Source organism: Halorubrum luteum (assembly GCF_054652935.1).
In genome coordinates, this window is the sequence record NZ_BAAIGT010000002.1 from 2,852,792 (window position 1) to 2,867,788 (window position 14,997).

16 protein-coding genes and 1 pseudogene are annotated in these 14,997 nt (G+C 62.7%); 5 read left to right on the forward strand and 12 right to left on the reverse strand.

Annotation, left to right across the window (positions count from 1 at the left end):
- Window positions 1-54: 54 nt before the first annotated feature.
- The 4 genes from ACYQ0R_RS14170 to ACYQ0R_RS14185 all read right to left on the reverse strand — a co-directional run bounded on the left by ACYQ0R_RS14170 (window position 55) and on the right by ACYQ0R_RS14185 (window position 4,323).
- A complete protein-coding gene (locus ACYQ0R_RS14170) occupies window positions 55-1,035 on the reverse strand; it encodes a hypothetical protein (protein ID WP_459824997.1) in 981 nt (326 codons plus the stop codon).
- A 190-nt stretch (window positions 1,036-1,225) separates the two neighbouring features.
- Window positions 1,226-2,257: a hypothetical protein gene (locus tag ACYQ0R_RS14175; protein WP_459824999.1), complete on the reverse strand. Its 1,032-nt coding sequence runs from the start codon at window positions 2,255-2,257 to the stop codon at window positions 1,226-1,228.
- Window positions 2,258-2,505: 248 nt separating this feature from the next.
- Window positions 2,506-3,627 (reverse strand): DUF1102 domain-containing protein, encoded by a 1,122-nt coding sequence (locus tag ACYQ0R_RS14180; protein WP_459825002.1) that lies wholly within the window; start codon window positions 3,625-3,627, stop codon window positions 2,506-2,508.
- Between the two features lie 36 nt (window positions 3,628-3,663).
- Complete coding sequence (locus tag ACYQ0R_RS14185) at window positions 3,664-4,323, reverse strand: hypothetical protein (RefSeq protein WP_459825004.1); 660 nt, start codon at window positions 4,321-4,323, stop codon at window positions 3,664-3,666.
- 522 nt (window positions 4,324-4,845) lie between these two features.
- Between ACYQ0R_RS14185 and ACYQ0R_RS14190 the strand changes: the two genes are divergently transcribed.
- The 4 genes from ACYQ0R_RS14190 to ACYQ0R_RS14205 all read left to right on the forward strand — a co-directional run bounded on the left by ACYQ0R_RS14190 (window position 4,846) and on the right by ACYQ0R_RS14205 (window position 7,566).
- Window positions 4,846-5,451 carry a DUF7344 domain-containing protein gene (locus ACYQ0R_RS14190; protein ID WP_459825007.1) on the forward strand — a complete coding sequence of 202 codons (606 nt, stop codon included), beginning with the start codon at window positions 4,846-4,848 and terminating at the stop codon, window positions 5,449-5,451.
- Window positions 5,448-6,344, forward strand: coding sequence for a hypothetical protein (locus tag ACYQ0R_RS14195; RefSeq protein ID WP_459825010.1), 897 nt, complete (start codon window positions 5,448-5,450; stop codon window positions 6,342-6,344). The genes ACYQ0R_RS14190 and ACYQ0R_RS14195 overlap by 4 nt, the downstream gene beginning before the upstream one ends.
- Window positions 6,331-7,188, forward strand: coding sequence for a DUF1102 domain-containing protein (locus ACYQ0R_RS14200; protein ID WP_459825012.1), 858 nt, complete (start codon window positions 6,331-6,333; stop codon window positions 7,186-7,188). Before ACYQ0R_RS14195 ends, ACYQ0R_RS14200 begins: the two co-directional genes overlap by 14 nt.
- An 81-nt stretch (window positions 7,189-7,269) precedes the next feature.
- Window positions 7,270-7,566: a DUF7123 family protein gene (locus tag ACYQ0R_RS14205; protein WP_459825015.1), complete on the forward strand. Its 297-nt coding sequence runs from the start codon at window positions 7,270-7,272 to the stop codon at window positions 7,564-7,566.
- Here ACYQ0R_RS14205 and ACYQ0R_RS14210 read toward each other — a convergent pair.
- Window positions 7,547-8,095 carry a DUF7344 domain-containing protein gene (locus tag ACYQ0R_RS14210; RefSeq protein WP_459825016.1) on the reverse strand — a complete coding sequence of 183 codons (549 nt, stop codon included), beginning with the start codon at window positions 8,093-8,095 and terminating at the stop codon, window positions 7,547-7,549. The genes ACYQ0R_RS14205 and ACYQ0R_RS14210 overlap by 20 nt on opposite strands.
- Window positions 8,096-8,363: 268 nt before the next feature.
- Here ACYQ0R_RS14210 and ACYQ0R_RS14215 point away from each other — a divergent pair, with 268 nt between their 5' ends.
- Entirely contained in the window at window positions 8,364-8,972 is a 609-nt protein-coding gene (locus tag ACYQ0R_RS14215; protein ID WP_459825019.1) for a DUF7344 domain-containing protein, read from the forward strand.
- A gap of 118 nt (window positions 8,973-9,090) precedes the next feature.
- On the opposite strand, the gene ACYQ0R_RS14220 is transcribed toward ACYQ0R_RS14215, so the two are convergent.
- From ACYQ0R_RS14220 to ACYQ0R_RS14250, 7 genes and pseudogenes are all read right to left on the reverse strand, one after another.
- Entirely contained in the window at window positions 9,091-9,669 is a 579-nt protein-coding gene (locus ACYQ0R_RS14220) for a DUF7261 family protein (protein WP_459825021.1), read from the reverse strand.
- Complete coding sequence (locus tag ACYQ0R_RS14225) at window positions 9,666-10,106, reverse strand: DUF7262 family protein (protein WP_459825023.1); 441 nt, start codon at window positions 10,104-10,106, stop codon at window positions 9,666-9,668. The genes ACYQ0R_RS14220 and ACYQ0R_RS14225 overlap by 4 nt, the downstream gene beginning before the upstream one ends.
- Complete coding sequence (locus ACYQ0R_RS14230; RefSeq protein ID WP_459825025.1) at window positions 10,099-10,776, reverse strand: DUF7263 family protein; 678 nt, start codon at window positions 10,774-10,776, stop codon at window positions 10,099-10,101. The genes ACYQ0R_RS14225 and ACYQ0R_RS14230 overlap by 8 nt, the downstream gene beginning before the upstream one ends.
- The gene (locus ACYQ0R_RS14235; protein WP_459825029.1) at window positions 10,773-11,348 is read right to left on the reverse strand and encodes a DUF7266 family protein; all 576 of its coding nucleotides are present in this window, start codon (window positions 11,346-11,348) and stop codon (window positions 10,773-10,775) included. The genes ACYQ0R_RS14230 and ACYQ0R_RS14235 overlap by 4 nt, the downstream gene beginning before the upstream one ends.
- Complete coding sequence (locus ACYQ0R_RS14240) at window positions 11,341-12,090, reverse strand: DUF7289 family protein (RefSeq protein ID WP_459825032.1); 750 nt, start codon at window positions 12,088-12,090, stop codon at window positions 11,341-11,343. The genes ACYQ0R_RS14235 and ACYQ0R_RS14240 overlap by 8 nt, the downstream gene beginning before the upstream one ends.
- Complete coding sequence (locus ACYQ0R_RS14245; RefSeq protein WP_459825789.1) at window positions 12,087-14,033, reverse strand: type II secretion system F family protein; 1,947 nt, start codon at window positions 14,031-14,033, stop codon at window positions 12,087-12,089. Before ACYQ0R_RS14245 ends, ACYQ0R_RS14240 begins: the two co-directional genes overlap by 4 nt.
- A gap of 116 nt (window positions 14,034-14,149) precedes the next feature.
- Window positions 14,150-14,986, reverse strand: a pseudogene (locus ACYQ0R_RS14250) (ATPase, T2SS/T4P/T4SS family); the annotation flags it as partial.
- Window positions 14,987-14,997: the final 11 nt, after the last annotated feature.

Sequence of the window (14,997 nt, forward strand, 5' to 3'; positions counted from 1 at the left end):
GTCAATCCCATGGAGTGCGGGAAATCGAGCGCGGAGCGAGCAGGGACGACCGGATCAGATCGGTTTTCTTCCGTAGAGATCGCCGTTGGTCGACGGCGACGAGACGTCGACAGGCGGCGTTTCCGATTCGGCTTTCTCGACCAGCCCCCTGAACTCGCTGGATCGTGCGGCGATGGTGTCCATCATCTCGTTGTCCGGCGTTTCGTCCGCGGCTTCGAGCAGGTACGTCGTGATCACGACCGTTTTGACCCACGGATCGAAGAAGCCGACGTACGAAACGAGGACGAGCGCACCGACGACGATCCAGCCGCCGACCTCGAGTGCCGGCGCAAGCCCACCGAGAACGCCGGCGAGCGGCGTCAACAGCAACAACAGTCCCAACAATGCAACGTAGGTGCCGAGAACGATGAGCAGCGTCGTGGCGAGCACCGGCTTCCAGGTTTTCCCGTACAGCACGACGCCGTCGCGGGCGGCGGTCCAGTTGCCTTTCGAGTCGTTGAGGAACATATGCGCCAGGATCGCCTGGTCGATGTAGGAGGCCGCGATGCCGATCGTCCGTCTGACGACCGTCATGAGCTGCTTGAGTCCCGGCACGAACCCGAACGTTCTGCCGACGGAGGTGACGGTGCCGTTGAACTGCTTGATCACGCCCTGCACGACCATGTCGACGCCGAAGAGAACGCTCGCCTCGGTGAACCGACCGCGGACGCGGTCCTTGCCGAAGCGGATCTGATTCGGCGGAATCTCGCCGGTATCGACGGCGTGAGCGATGACGGCGACGTGGCCGGCGGTCACCAGGTACAGGACGTATCGCCTGAGAAGACGGAAAAATCCGTAAAAGACGATCCCGGCGACGAGGAGCCCGACGAGGGCGATACCTCCCGAGATGCCTGCAAGCGTGAACAGCAGGAACGCGATCGCTGCGAAGTACGCCACGGCGAGCGCGGTGAACGCAAGCCCGACGGCGAATCGAACGAGCACCCATGGGAGTGTGCCGATGAATATACCGGTTGCTTTTCGAAAGTGCAGAACCATGCTCAACTATGCCTGGTATCAATAATAAGTAATTAGACAATAACCCGTACAACACTGCGGAGAGTGGGTAAACCCGGTTACATTTACTTCGAGAGTAGCTCAGCGCGAATCTATGCGCTGTTGGTGTCAACTGTATCTCCGTTCTCTTCCGATTATCCGTCAATAACGTGAGCCGGCGGATGAAATTCGATTAGTCGTTGTTGTCGAACTTCTCGCAGGCGATCCAGCCCTTGTCTTCCGCTTCTTGGCTCATGTTAGGGAAGTCATCGGCGGCGATGTCTTCGTCCGGTTCGCCGTCGGGGATGTCTGTTACTTCCACGACAAGGAGGTCGTCGTCGACGTCTTCGGGGGCCTTCTTCGGCGCAAATCCAGCGGATCCACTCTTCTCGTACCAATCCTTGAGATCGTCAAAATCAGTATCCTGTTTGTAGTCGCCCCATGTGGTAACGCCCTCTGGCTTGTCACCTACACACGTCCAGAATACGAGTGCCTTTTTCGGAACGCTCGCGTCGACGGCGCGACTCGCGGCGGTTCCTTCTCCACTATTAAAGCCGAGCCCCTCACGCCAATCGCCCGGTTCGTTTGCGACCGCGATGCTGTATGTCTCCGAGATTGGGGCGCTAGCCTCAATTCGGAACCAAGTCGCAGTGCGGCGGTGATTATTACTACCGGATTCCTCCTCGTAGTCGGTGCACTGGTACTCAGCCGTCAGAGTTGGGCACTCCGCCGATTCAACCGGTCGGCCACAGAAGGTCACATTACTGATTGCGGCCTGCTGGCCACCGGGGTTCGTCAGATCGGATGTGTACTCTCCGTCGGGGTCGCTGACGGTGTGGGTATCCACGCCACCAAAGGCACAGATTGCGTCTATCTCGTACCCCGGCGACTCATAATGGAGTGTCACCGGCTCGCATTTGTCACCGTCTTTGCCCTCCCAATTAGTGATATTAACGACGTCGTCTCCCTCGGCGAGCGCGAAGTCACACTCCTCTCCGTCGGTTATGAAGTCGTACTTCGCTAAGAACGTTCCATCCGGGCAGGAACACGAATTGGGCGGGCCGCCACCCGGACCGCCTCCCTCGCCTTGTCCTTGGCCGTTCCCTCCGCTTGCACTGGCTGGCCCGGAGAGTAACATCCCTGTACCTCCGGCCGCGGCGACGCCACGAAGGAGCCGGCGCCTGTTCTGCGATCCAAATCTTTCCTTGTTTTCGTCGTTGGTCATGGTTGTCCTGCGAACTGTGTATACGATAGCGACCCTCTTCGCCATGCGCACGCTAACGGCGAATATGGGCGTCATATAACCGCCATGATTTCACAGTAGCGTCGATCTCATGCCATCGAAAGCCACGACGAAACGACGTACGCCGACAGTGTGAACGTTAGTGATCGTCGTACGACCAAGCGATAAAATAAATTGAGAATCATTCGAGCGCGGTCGGTTCGAAGGGGCCGTACCGGTGACCCGTTCGATTACGCGTCGAACTTCTCGCAGGCGATCCAGCCGTTATCTTCCGCTTCTTGGCTCATGTCCGGGAAGGTATCCGGATCGATGTCTTCGTCCGGTTCGCCCTCCGGGATGTTCGGCGCTTCGGCGACGAGCAGGTCGTCGTCGACATCCTGCGGTGCGTCGCCCGGCGCGGTTTCAGTCGATCCCACGGTCTCGTACCAGTCCTCGAGATCGGCGTAGTCGTTCGCGTCCTTGAACTCGCCCCACGTCTGGGCCCCAGCAGGTGCGCCGTTCGCGCAGGTCCAGAAGACGAGTGCGTCCGTCGGGACACTCGCGTCAGAGATACGCGTCTGGCTGGTGTTCGCGTCGATTGCAAGTTCCTCACGCCAGTCGCCGGGTTCGTTCGCGACGGCGAGGTCGTACGTCGCCGGCACGGGTCCGTTGTTGGTCACGCGGAACCGGGTACCGGTGCGGCGGAAGTTGTCACCCTCGTCGACGTATGTCGTACACTCGTACTCGACCGACAGGTCGGCACAGCCGTTCTCGGGAACGCAGTCGCCGTCAACGTCGGCGATGATGCGAATCTCGTTGTCGAGGGCGTCGAGCAGCTCGTCGCCCTCCACGAGGCCGTGGCTCCGCGTGAGGACGCCGATACAGACACATCGACCCACCTCGAGCGGGAACGCGTTCTCCACCCCGACGACGGAGATGTCGGGCCGGTCGCCGAGGTAGAACTCGACGCGGCGTTCGCCAACGTCGCCGCCGACTCCTTCGGGTACTCGGGGCCACGCGTCGTCATCCTCGATGTGGACACAGATCGTCTCTTTGCCCTGATTGCAGATCTGGAAGACGTTGTCGAACTGCGACCGGGAGTTCGAGTTGATCCCCGATCCGAGCGGCGTGTCGCCGATCGTCGGATTGTCGGGGTTCATCAACACTTCGAGGTGGCCCTTGTCGTCGAAGTCCACGTAGCTCCCGTTCGGGGTCGGACACTTGTCCAACCCGAGGTACGCGTCGGGGTCCTCGGCGACCGCGATCGTCACGGCTCGTTGGGACTCCACGCGCGAGAAGGCACCCGTACCGAGGAGTGCGCTCCCGCCCACAGAGGCCGACCCGATGCCGATCAGGAAGTTTCGTCGTTGCATGGTTAGATGCCTCCTTGGTTCATTTTTGTGAGTTCTCTAGGCCGGGTCGCCGTTCACCGGATCATCATTCGAGCCGTTGCCGTTCCCGTTACCATTCCCAACCGCGCCAGCGTCAGGCGAGTCGGCAGTGATGACGATCTCGTCGTCGATCAGGAAGTCGTTCTCGACTGCGCTGACGCTCTTGGTCACGGTCCGAAGGCCGACGTGGTCACACTCGCCGACTTCGAGCAGAACCTCCTCACCCTCCTCGATGAACACGCGCGTGCCGTCATCGCGCACGAAGTAGAACGAGATGATCGGTTCGTCGTATCTCTCGTCAGGTGACTCCCAGTTCCCGCTCCCGTCGAATCCACCCACCGGGAGCTCGTAGGAGATCTGTGCGTCCGCCTTGCCGTTGTTGCACAGGCGGAACAGGTCGTCGAAGTACGTGAACGAGTCGGAGTTCACACCCAGCCCGCCGTTCGGGTTCTCGCCGATGTCGATGAAGAGGTGTCCCTTCTCGTCGAGGTCAACGTAGTTCGTGCTGTTGAGCGAGTCCTCGATTACGCTCATCCCGAGGTACGCGTCCGGGTCCGCCGCGACGGCGATCGTCACGTTCCGCTGCGATTCAACGCGGGTAAACGCGCCCGAGCCGAGGAGTGCGCTTCCGCCGATTGCTGCGCCGCCAACGCCAACCAGGAAGTTTCGTCGTTGCATGGTTTTTCACCCGCATTCCGTGTGAGCTGTCCCACCGGGACCGGTCACCCCACCAAGGGGGGAATGCGCAACCGTACTCAGGAGGGGATGTGACTTTGTTATGTAGAGCGACACGTTTCCCGACGATCAGCATAGAACGGCTGAGCATGCTCATATAATCGCCGAGGCTGGCCATAGCATCGCGGTAGGCTTCACAAACCTATCGTCTGCGATCCGGTAGGCAATGACCAACCGATCGGGGATCGCACGCGATGGGCTCCCTATTACTCGTCCGTTGGATGGTTGTCCATGACTAACCGTCCGAAGTCGACATCGCCTGTAAACGGAACATAAAATCCTCGTGATAGCCGCACGGTCCTTCGGTTTTCCTCCCGTCGTAGTGACGGCTGCTGGCAGATAGTGGTTCGCCTACCGATCCGTTACGCCAAGCGTAGCAAAGTATGCGAAACGCGTCGGGACGTGCAGTCGAATATCCCCGATCCCAGGGTGGCTCGGTGTATCGGGGTGTTGACATCACACACCATGGAAACTAACAATACGACGGTTGAGAGTTCGATCGGCATCGAAACGGAGGTGGATGCTGGGATCGGCCGATCCAGTCTTTCCCGTGACGACGTCTTCGAGGCGCTGAGCAACGAACGTCGCCGGTGCGCGCTGTTTTATCTCCAGGAACAGCCGGCACCGGTCGCGCTCGGCGAGCTCGTCGATCACGTCACCGCGTGGCAGTACGACCAGCCACTGACGAACCTCGATCCGAGCGACCGCATGTGCGTCTACTCCGCGCTCCGTCAGGTACACCTCCCGTATCTCGAAGCGACCGGATTCGTCGAATACGACCTGGAAGCCGGGCTGATCACCGTCACCGACGCCGCGAGATACGCGAAGCTGTACCTGGAGTACGACCCCGGCAACGACATTCCGTGGAGCTGGCTGTACGCCGGCCTCGTCGCCATCGGCGCGACGCTCGGGGGCGCGAGCTACGTTGGCGCGTACCCCTTCGACTGGCTCGGCGGCCATCTCGTCGTCGCGATCTTACTCGGCGTGTTCGGGGCGGCGGCGTTCGGACACGTCCTGTACGAGCAGCGCAACCGGCGCGCAGCCGCCGATCTGTTCGGGGTGGAGCGATGAATCGCCGGATGTTCGTCGCGGGCATGGGGGCGACCGCGCTCGGCGGCAGCGCCCTCCTCGCGACCGGGGGCTCCTCCCGTGTCGAGTCACAACGCGGAGCAACGATCCAGATCGTCGGCGACGACGAGGCGTACCTCAGGCTCGTCTACAGCCCGGACGCTCAGAGCGTGAACTGCGATGGGACGATCGAGCTGGTCACGATCACGAATCAGCTCAAAGAGACGATCGACGAACTCGAAATACAAAACCTCGCCGTTGAATCCGCCGATCTCGAAATCAGGGAGCATACGATAACCATCCCCGACCGAATCGATGTCGGCGAAAACGGACAGATACGGGTCGATGTCGAATGCGAACCAGGAACGGATACGACGAGTGCCGTCTCGTTCGACATTGTTGCCAGAGGGATCGATCAAGCTGTAATTGCCAAGGGACACGTCGATACACGGACGATCGAGGTCGACTGCGAGTGTGCGCCATCGACAACACTGCTTGATGAAACAGCGATCAGCTTCATCGCGTTCTGTAATCAGGATGGTGGCTCCGTTACGGTCTCAGCGGTCGAGGTGACACACGAGAACACTGATGACGAACCAACCGGCGTCCGGTGGGAGACTGACGAACCAGTGACTGAAGTCGTCTTATATGGGGGCCGAAAGTGGCGCATATACAACTATCCCGAGGGTGCGACCACAGGAACCGTAACGATGAGTGGTAATGACGCCGACAACGCCATTTCCAACGATCAATCTGGCCCCCCGAGTGCCGACTTCGGTGACGGAGTGGGGGTCGGAACCCCGAGCAAACCGTGTGGCTGTGGCGCGTCGACAAAACTGGAGGAAAAATACGACTTTGCGATCGCGGCCGCGGAGAAGAACGATGGTGACTGCTAGCCGCGCAGTGCTCGCCGGCTGTGCGTGTCTCCTGCTGCTCCTGATTCCGGCGACGATCGCCACGACGACGGAGTCGGACCGACTCGGCGACGCGATCGAGTTGACGCCGACGGACGCCCCCAATGGCGGGTACGCCACCGTCGATCCGGAGACCGGCGAGCTGTCGCTTGACTTCTCCGAGCCGACCCAGCTGCTCGTGCAGGATCGCGGCGGGGTCGGCGTCAACGGCGGGAGCCTGACGCGGATCGACGCCGTGTTCTCGGTCGCGTATCTTCCCGGCGACGACGTCGACGCGACGCGAGCCAACGTAACGATAGCCACGAACAGCTCGCGGGTGACCTTTTTCGCGGGCGACGACCCCACACACCGGCTGACCGAAAACGTAACGCTATCGCAGGGGGAGCGGATCGAGGTCGGGATCGAGATCGACGCTAGAGGCGCGGTGGCCGACGTGGAGTCGGTGGAGACGTTTACCATCGTTGTGCAACCCGCTGCGGAGGCCGAGCAGTCCGAAAGCGGGATCGCAACCGCCACGTCCGGGGGTAGCTCGAGCCGGACTGGCGTCGCCGCGGAAACGGATCCGTTCGATGACGGACGCGGAGACACCGGAGCCGAGGGTGGACACGAGCGTCACACTGGCGGTGACGGCTCGGTCGACACCCCCTCTGCGGGCGGCGAGGGTGGCGCCACTGAATCGCGCGACCGACTCGATCCGGAGACCGGTACCGTGCTCGAAAACGGCCCGAGTGGGCTGGGTTCCCCGCTGTTGAACGGCGTTGGATTCGGCTGGCTGCTGGTCATCTGTGCCGTACCGATCCTGTTTCTGGTCCGGCGGCGGCGGTAGTACCGGTTAGCTATTGCCTTCCTCGGCGTGCGGTTCGTTATGCACAGCAATACAATGGGTACGACCGGCGTACCACCGTCTATGCGACGACCGACCCACGTAGCAACCCACGCATCGACCGTGGACGCGATCGATGTCACACCGCCGACGACCGAGCAACTGTCCCACAAGCAGCGGCGGATTCTGGAGTATCTGCGGACGAACGCCCACGATCAAACGTATTTTAAATCACGCCTCATCGCCCGGGAGCTCGGTCTCTCCGCCAAAGAGGTTGGATCGAACATGCAAGCGATCGCGGACGGTGAGTTCGGCCTCGAAATCGAACCGTGGGGCTACTCGTCGGGAACGACGTGGATGGTCACGTCCACGGCGGAGTGATGCGCCGCCGACCGCGTCGTCTACCGGATGGGCGAAGCGTTCGCCGATGGAGCGCGCCGACGATGATGAAACAGCCCAAAAGGAAGACGCCGGAGATGGCGAGTTGGCTCGGAGTACCGACGAACGCAACGGCGATATATACGAGTAACCCCGCGCCAGCGATAAGCAGATACCGCCTCGCCCAGTCGACGTCCGCTTCGGCAAGTTCGAGGTATGGGAAGAGCACGTCGGCGCCATCGGTGAGTGTGACGACGCCGGAGTCGGAGCTGTAGGTGACGACACCGGCGTCTACGAGGTAGGGAACGTGCGTTTGGTACAGTGAGACGTACGCATTTTTGCGGTCTGACGGTGTTAGCTCACTGAGCGTTACCTCCCGGCTTGCCCCGGCCATCGAGTCGGCAATGTCGGTGAGTGCGATCCCCTGACCGTCCTCTCGGAGAGCCAGCAGCACGAACCGTCGGCGAGGATTGGCCAGCAGTTCGAAAATTTCGTCTTCCGAGAGATTACCCGTTGGCCTATGCGACATCATATCTCAGTTAATACTCGTTCCCACGAGTCCTTGTTATTGGTACCGAAACGGCGTGCGAATCAACGTTAGGGGACTCTCATACGCCCGGTATGCAGCAACGATACTCCGCCGAGAAGGATCGATTCCACAGCGAAGCGTCGCTCCAGTCAACTGTTCATAGACGGATATCATTCGTTACACACAAACGAAAAGTAAGCATAGAAATAGTAAAAATAGATAAGTATATATCGTATGCCACCTTCCAGCCACTGGGATGGAAACTCCTAGCATGATCACTAACAGAGACAACGGTCCACGTTCGGCTGAAAGCATAGAAGCTCGCGAGGAGATCGATGACTCCGCCACACGGACGATTTCTCCTTCCGAGGATACACTATCCCCCCGGTCGGATGGTGCGGACACGACGGACGAACTCCATTTAAATGATCTGTTTAGTCTACTACGGAACAGTCGTCGACGACGAGCGCTTCGATATCTCTTCACAACGGATGATGGGACGGCTACTATCGGCGAACTCTCCGAGCACATTGCAGCCATCGAGAACGACACTGAGGCCAGTCTTGTGAGTTCAAAACAGCGCAAGCGGGTGTACATTGGTCTGTATCAGACGCACCTGCCACAGCTTGCTGCTCTCGGGGTGATCGAGTACGAGCGCAGTCGCGGTACCGTTATGGTATTGGACAAAGCCGAACAGCTCAAACCCCATCTGTTCATAACGGACACTGAGGTGTCATGGAAGCGGTGGCTCGGCGCCGTGTTCATCGTCTGTTGTCTCGTCTTGGTGGGGCTTACCGCGGCGTACTACTCAGTCGGTGTCGCCGCGATCTCATTGCTTGCAACTGTTGGCGCCTATATCGGTGCCACACTGTACCGATGAACAAGCGACACGCAAATCGGTACGTCGTCGGTCTCTCCCGTGGACGGTTTCCCTCCTACGGTGCCCGGCTACGCCACCGACCAATGCTTCTCGTCTCGGATTGCTGACAACGTACGCACTACCCCGGAACCCGTATCACCACGCTCCGGCGGACCGTGCGGTCCGGCTCGATCAGCACGATGTCGAACGCGGCCGCAACGACGACGTACTCTCCGGCTCGCTTCTGTACCACGACTCCATGGTGAACGGTTGGCTCGTCGAACGCGGCCGCGACGCCCGTCTGCCACTGCCCCGACTCGACCCACTCGGCCGCGAGATCCGGTGTGTACGAGAGCTGTGCTGCGATCCCCTCCTCGATACGGGCGTTCTGGAGCCGTCCGATGTCGCCACCGATCGACCGGTGGAACGTCGATGCGGCCGCGGTTGGCGTCCCGTCCTCGCGACGATCGACGTCACTCGCGGCGGCGTAGACGGCCCGCTCCAGCGCCCGATCGAGTTCGCTCCCGGGAGCCGGACCGGTGGGTTCGGTGGCGACATCTCCGGCGTAGCCGAGCTGGAGATACGCCAACACGATCGGAAACAGGGCCAACGCGATCGCCGCGGCGGCGACGAGCACGAGCTGACCGCGGTCGACACCGGTGATGCTCTCCAGCGGATCGACGCGAGACCGGTCTTCGTGCTCACGGCGTCGACTCATGCGTACCACACCTCGACGACGACGTCACCGCCGGACGTGACGACCGTCGCACGGCCGACCGTCTCACCGCGTGGCGGATCGAATCCGACGGTTCCACCGGGCGTCGTTACCCGATACAGCAGATTGTCGGGGAGCAGACGGTCGATACGCTGAACGAGTCCGTCCCGCTCCCGCTCGAACGACTCCTCGTCGGCCACCTCCGACAGACGCGTCTCGTCCCCGTGTCGGGGCGGCTCGTTCGCCATCACGGTGGTCGTGTCGGATGCGTACGCGTCGAGCTGTGCCTCCGTCGTTCCCGGGTCCGGCAGCGCGATGCCGAAGCTCGCGGCGACGGCCAGCACGAACACGATTCCTACGGCAGCCTCGATGAGCGACAGCGACAGCTGGCCTCGTTGTGACTCGATGTCGCAGTTCGCGGAACCGCTCCGATCAGGCATCGACGGTCACCGTCACGATGGCCTTCTCCGTGTTTTCCGGGAACGATTCGACGTGGACGGCTCCGCCGTCGCCCGTCGCCGACACCGTTACCGTCTCGTACTGGCTCGTCGCGACCCGGATCGGTGCTCGGTGCTCGTCGATGCCGGTCGGCGCGTGAGCGACGGGTCGATCGTTGATGCTGATCGTCCGCACGTCACCATCGACACCGAGCACGACCGTGTTGGTCCGCCGAGGGATGGTGAGCGAGTCACCGGGTTCGGTCGTCGTCGTCGCCTGCCACGTGTCGATCTCCGAGACGAGCGCGATACGCCGGATCGTCGTCCCACCCTCCGGCTCTCCGTGGTCGACGAGGATGTTCTCGTCGACGCGGATCCGGAGATCGACGTCGGCAGCGTCGGGATCGAAACCGACGGCGTCCCGACGAGAGAACTCCTCGAGCGCCGCCGCATCGAGCACGTTCTGCCGCCGAGTCACGTCCGCGTCCGCCGCGACGATCCGATCGGCGACCGACACGGCTATCGCCCGCTCGCTCGCGTCCCGTTCGGAGCTTAGATAGGCGCTTTCGGCGATCGCGATCGTCATCCCGGTCACCGCCGTGAGCATGATCAGGGCGACTGCGAGGACTGGGAGGTTCGTCTGCCCACGCGCTCCGGCTCCTCGTCCCCTCATTCGTCGTCCTCCAGCGTGACCACGAGCCCCTCACCGTCGGCGGCCGTTCGAATCACGATCCGACCGTCACCGCCGGATAGCTCGCCGCGGACCTCGTCGACGTGTGGCGGTAGCGCGAGCGCGTACGCTCCCTCTACCGCCGGATGCGGGTGCTCGAGCTCGATCCGTGTGGCAGTGGTCACGGCTGCGGCGTCGGCGTCTCGATCCGGGTCGATTGCCGTTCCGTGAGTCGCCTCGTCCACCCGTCGTTCCACTCCGGACGGCGATTCGACGACGACGAGACGATACGGCTCCGACCGGATCGTCGCCGGAAGCTCAACGTTCGCCTCGACGCGAACGTGCGCCGCGTCCGGGGGAACGGCGCGTTCGATCTCGTTGCCGGCGGCGACGACGGTCCGGTCACCGATGTCGGTCGCGGTTGCCGACCGATACTCGGGCACTGCGCCCGCGTACAGCCCCGTCGTGAGCACGCCGATGAACAGGACGACGAGTCCCGCTTCGACCGCCTTGGCGGCGATCGGCAGCACTGCTCGAGCGTCGTCCCCCCAGCGCGGTCGCGCTCGGCTACTCATCCGTCACCTCCGTGTCGATCCGGTGGAGGACGGCCTGGAGCGTACGTTCCCCCTCGTACGTCGCGATGACGCTTACGTGGGTGTCGCCGTCGAAGTAGCCGGTTCTGACGCTCGCTCCGGTCGCCTCGAACGCGGTGAGCCACGGCTCCGGCGTCGGCGTTTCGACCGAAACCGTCCACTCGCCGTCCCAGTTTTGGATGACGCGCTCGTGGGTTACGTCGCTCCGAAACGTCCGCGTCGACAGTCCGGAGCTCTCGAGCGTGTCTTCCGCGATGTCGAGATCGACGACGCCGAGCACGACGACCTCCTCGGACGCCGATACTGGCGGATCGCGTGCCAGCGAGCGGCTTCCGGCGTGGTCGCGAACGATCGCCCCGGCGACGGCCGTTACGGCGTACTCCCCGCGGTCATACACGAGCGCGTCGGTCTCCCGACGCAGTGCGAGCTCGTTGCCATGGAAGACTCGGATCATTCGTGACTCCGCTCGAAGCTCGCCGTCGGTGAACGTCACCCGCCCCGTGTGGGTGCCGGTCCCCTCGATCGGATCGATCGCATCGTCAAAGCCGGTCGCGACGCGATCGACGTCGCTCACCGCCGCGTTGCTGTCCACTATCGTTCCGACTGCGGCCGTAAGCGCACCGAGGCTCACCATCGTGATGCCGATGAGGAGAGCGACGCCGACGACGTGTGACCGTGCGCGGGTCGAATTCATGGTGTCCGACGGCGTCTCCTCCCCGTTCATATCAGTCCACCTCCCGCGAACACGAGGTAACAGGCCGCCATCAACAGTCCCGAATGCAGTAGCGCCGCGTACAGACCGCGCGACGCCGCTCCCGCGAACCAGCCCGATGCGAACATCGTCGCCTGCGTCACGACGTAGAACCGAAACCGATCGCGGTCGGGCTCGACCGCGTCCCCGTCGAGCGCGAAGCCGGACGTCTCCGAGAGCTCCGACAGCTGTGCGAATCCGTCGATCACCTGTGTGTTGACGGCGACGACGATTCCGACGACGAGCAGCGCTGTCGTCCAGCCGATGGCGACGTACACGAGCATCGCCGACCGAAGCGCCCGTTTCTCGTGATACAGTCGGCCGACTTCGGTCTGGAGCGTCTCGAAGACGGGCTCCGCGTCGCTTCCGGCGTTTAACGCGCCGGTGATCAGCCCGACCGACTGCTTCGCGAGCGGCGTCCCGATCCGGTCGACGAACCGCTCCAGCGCTGCCGTTCGCAGGTCGGCGCTATCGTCCGCCTCCGGGCTACTCCTGACGGATTCGGCGGTTGCGGTCAGCGCCGACGTGTCGAGCGTCCGACCTGGTGTCGTCGTCAACGAGAGGTGGAACGCGAGATCCGCGACGTCGTCGTTTAACGCACCCAGATCGACCTCTCGGGCGACGGCTGCGACGGCATCCGGGAACGGGCGACCGAGCGAGATATGCTTGGCGACGGCGTGAACGAAGTCCTTGATCTCTCTGTCCTTCGCGTCGTCGATCCGGGTGCGTCGAACGGCGACGCCACCGACCGGAACCGCGAACGCGACGTACGTGATGACCGCCGAGTTGATCGGGTGCGTGCCGGATGCGGAAAACAGTGCCCCGGCCCCGATGGCGGGGGCGGTGAAGACGCCGGTCGCGCTCACCGGATTCGTCGCCGCGGAGGCGAGCATCTCGCGCAGCGACCCCGGCCAGTCGTAGCTCATCCGCTGGTCGGCCGGCTGGAGGTTTCCGATCGGGATCGTTCCGATCAGTCCGACTGCGGCGACGAACACGGCCGATCCGTACACGACGATGACGCGGATTGGAACGGGACCCACCGGCGTCAGAACCGGCCGTGAGAGCCCCGGAGCGAGCACGCTCATCACCGTCATCACGACTGCCAGAAGCACCGGCAAGACGAGCACGACGACGAACACTTCGGAGAGCAGTTCGAGGTACCCCTCCGCACGCTTGCGCGAGCGCTCTCGGCGATGGCGAAGCATCCGACTCTCAGTTCGGAGGTAGCTCGCCAGTTCGTCCTGTCCCTGGTTCGCGTGTTCTCGAAACTTCAGTAGAAACGGTGCGAGCAGGTTTCGTGAGGGAGTATCGCGCGCAACACGTCGAAGACCGATGTCGAGACTTCCCGTGATCCGGGTCGTGTTGGTGACCTTCCTGAGCGACACTGCCGTCGCGCCGTATGCGTCGGTCGCTGCCGTCTTCGCGATCATCCGACGCGCGTCATCGCTCCCCGACGAGAGCGTGTCCAGGTATCGCACTGCGCCCGGAAGCGTCCGCTCGATCTCCGTGCGCCGCGCCGAGGCGAGCCACCGAAGATGGATCCCACCGAGTCGGACCGTTGCGTACTTTGCCGGGAGAGCCGCGACGCTCGCAACGGCGATAGCCAGCCAGATTCGGGAGGCGGTGTCGAGCCCACCCGTCCACAGCGGCACGCGCCTCACGAGGAGTCGGTCGACGAACGCGATCGTCGTCGCAGGGAGCGCGGAGACGAGGTACATCACCGGTACGAACGCTGCGATATACATCACCCACGAGACCCCGTACGTCCGTGCGAGATACACCTCGAAACTCGTTTTGAGCGCGGTCCCGCGGTATCGCTTTCGGTCAACCGCGTGGCGGCGCTCGTCAGCGTGACGAGCGAACAGCGTGTACAGCCCCCTATCGAGCGCGGAGAGGTCATCGTCGCCCCTGAACATCCCGAGCCCGGGTTCGTCGCCAGTCGTCGTTTCCGACGCCCCGGACGCTCGGTTGTCACCCGTGGCTCTCGAGGTCCCGGACGCTCCGTCGTTTGGTCTCTGCCCCGGATCGGCCGTCACTGCCGACCCTCCGCGTTCACCGACCGTGCCGCTCGCTCGACCGTCGCGGCCTCGTCCGTTCGGAGGTCGGCGAGAAACTCGAACAGGTCGTCGAAATCGCTGACGCCGTCACGCACCAGATACCGGACGTACCGGTGTTTCCGGTCGAACTCGGATCTAACGGCGGCGACGTCTCTGTCGGTTCGGTCCGCGAGCCGGGACAGCGTGTGGAGCCGTCGACCACGCTCGTCGGGGACGCTCGTGTCGGACGCCGCTCCAAGCGCTCCGGCGAGACGGAACGTGCCGTCAGTCTCCCGCCACGCGACGGTGTTGTAATGGACGGCTGTCCCGGCTTTCTCGACGACGCCGGCCCCGCCGTGTCGTGTGTTTCCGGTCGGACTCCGCTTTGCCTCGGTCCCGAGCGAATCGTACTCGCTTGCCGACAGTATTTCGACGACCTGCGCGACGTAGCGCTCTCCACCGACGTTGTGTGGAAAGACGACGACATCGATCTCCTGGAGAAGGTACGGCGGCAACCCCTGCTCTATCACGCGATTTACCAGCGTCTCGACGTCCTCCGCGTGTGTCGTTCCGATAATGCCGTGTCCGGTGTTCAGGCTCTCTCCGAACGTCTGGAAGCTGGCCGGCGTGTTGATCTCCGCGATCACCTCCACGTCGGGATTGAGATAGTTCGTCTCGGTCATCAGCTCCGCCATCGTCACCGATTTATACTCGTTTTCGTGGTCGCGAGTCGTGAGCGACACCCCGGTCTCGTGCGGGAGTCGGACCTCCCGAGACCCCTCGTCGATCGAGATCGGCCGGTCATCGAACGGGATAAACGGCATGTGGGCGTTCCATATTCAAT